Origin of the sequence: Brevundimonas sp., from assembly GCF_036677305.1 — a bacterium.
GTDB lineage: Bacteria > Pseudomonadota > Alphaproteobacteria > Caulobacterales > Caulobacteraceae > Brevundimonas.
This window is the reverse complement of sequence record NZ_JAKFEB010000021.1, coordinates 1-2,002: the sequence shown is the minus strand read 5'-3', so window position 1 is coordinate 2,002 and position 2,002 is coordinate 1. Positions and strand designations below refer to the sequence as shown.

Sequence of the window (2,002 nt, the reverse complement as noted above, 5' to 3'; positions counted from 1 at the left end):
CATCTATTTCCAGTTCTGAGGCGTTGTGATGCAGGGACCTGGATCATGAGATTCGACGATAAGGAAGAGTTCGGCGGCAAGTTCCCGCTTCAACCGTTCCCGAAACGGCAGGGGGATTCGCCCTTCCCCCCGCTGGCCGAAAGCCTGCCCCCGCCCGAGGATCCGCCCAGCGACTGGATCGAGACGGCGGACGCCCACGACCTGCCGACGCGCGAGAATGCGCTGGCGGCGCTGGGGCGGTTCGCCTTTCCGCCCGCGCCGCCGCTGGATGACGAGGGCGTGGCCGCGCGGGACCGGCGCTGGACCAGCCGGGCGATCTTCACGGTCGCGGCCTTCCTGATGGTGTTCAACGCCGTGTCGCCGCTGAACTGGTCGCGGCAGCAGGCGCCGGGCTGGGTGCAGGGGACGGTGGAGCAGTTGTCCGAGGTCTGGGTCGCCCAGCTGGCGGTGTTCGGGGCGGACATGCCACGTGAGGGGCTGCGCGAGATGTGGGCCGATGGGCGGCGGGCGCGGTTCATCGGCCAGGCGCCGGCGCGAGACCCGGGGTCGACACCGGGTTGAGTTTGGTGAACCTTCGCCGTCGGGGAAGACGCGGGGGCATCAGTGAAAATCGATCGACGTCAGGCGCTGACCGGCGCCGCCATGCTGGGCCTGTGCGCCGGACCGGTGTTGGCCCAGACCCAGCGGACCCGCCGTGGCGCAGGCAGCCTGTCCGCCACCAGCGATGACGTCGTCGCCTTCGGCGAGGGTCTGGCGCTGATGAAGCGGCGCCGGGACGACCGCTCCTGGGCCCGCCAGAACACGATCCATTCCCGCAACGGCCAGCACAACAACGGCCTGTTCCTGCCCTGGCACCGTCTGCAGCTGCTGCATCTGGAGCGGATCATCGCCGGGCTGACCGGCCACGCCGGCTTCGCCATGCCCTATTGGGACTCGCAGGAGCACCTGACCCTGCCGTCGTGGATCACGGACGAGGACGCCCTGCTGTACGAGCGGCAGCGCGCGCGGGGCGTCGATGTGCTGGACTTCAACGCCGCCCGCTGGGCCCGGTCCCCCTATATGTCGCGACTGACCTCGGACGATTTCGAGACCTTCGCCGGCAAGCTGCCGACGGGAGCGGGCATGGTCGAGGGCTATGGCCACAACTACATCCACGAACTGGTCGGCGGGCTGATGAAGCGGCTGAACACGGCGGCGACCGATCCGATCTTCTGGCTGCATCACGCGAACGTCGACCGCGTCTGGGCGACCTGGCACGCGCGTCAGCCGGCGAGCGTCTATCCCGACGACTGGACGGCGCGGACGCTGAACGGCTTCGTCGGCGGGCAGGGCGAGGATACCGGGGAGTGGCGGGTCGGCAGCGTGCTGGAGACCCGGACGCTCGGCTATGGCTATGACCAGCTGTACCCCTTCCCCGTGTTCAATGTGCCGGAGATGGGGCCGCCCGGAGCGAAGCGGCGCGAACCCCTGGGAGGCGTGGTCTATCCGATGCGGGCCGAGGGCGCGGGGCGGGGCGGCCTGTCCGTCACCCTGCCGGCGGAGGCCGTTGCGAGGATGCGGGCGGCGGACGACACGCTGATGATCGCGGGGGCCGGTTCGGTCGCATACGCCGCGACCGAGGGGCTGCTGGACCGGTCGATCGAGATCCGCATGCATTGCGGCGGACGGCGGATTTCCCTGGGCTCGTCGCCGACCTTCCTGCACCTGCGGGAGGGGGAGCACGCGCATCATGGGGGCGACTACATCCTGCCCTTCCGCTTCGGCGAGGAGGTGCTGAACCTGCTGGGCGAAGGCGATGCGCCCGTGACCGTCACCGTCGAGGCGGAGGACCTGGCGCCGGAAGCCGGGCGGCCGCCCGCACAGGCCGTGGCGCTGGACCTGTCGCTGACCCTGACCGAGAGCCGCTGGGCATGAGCCGTCTGAAGATTGTTGTCGTGCTGGCGCTTGCGGCGCTGTGCGTTCCGATGGCCGCCTGTTCGGTGTTCCAGGACCAGTTTCCGCC

Annotated in this window: 2 protein-coding genes; both read left to right on the top strand. The window is 69.8% G+C overall.

Annotation, left to right across the window (positions count from 1 at the left end):
• The first annotated feature begins 45 nt into the window (after positions 1-45).
• Positions 46-561, top strand: a complete 516-nt coding sequence (locus V6M42_RS01330) for a hypothetical protein (protein WP_332676620.1) — start codon at positions 46-48, stop codon at positions 559-561.
• 42 nt (positions 562-603) lie between these two features.
• Positions 604-1,914 carry a tyrosinase family protein gene (locus V6M42_RS01325; protein ID WP_332676618.1) on the top strand — a complete coding sequence of 437 codons (1,311 nt, stop codon included), beginning with the start codon at positions 604-606 and terminating at the stop codon, positions 1,912-1,914.
• Positions 1,915-2,002: the final 88 nt, after the last annotated feature.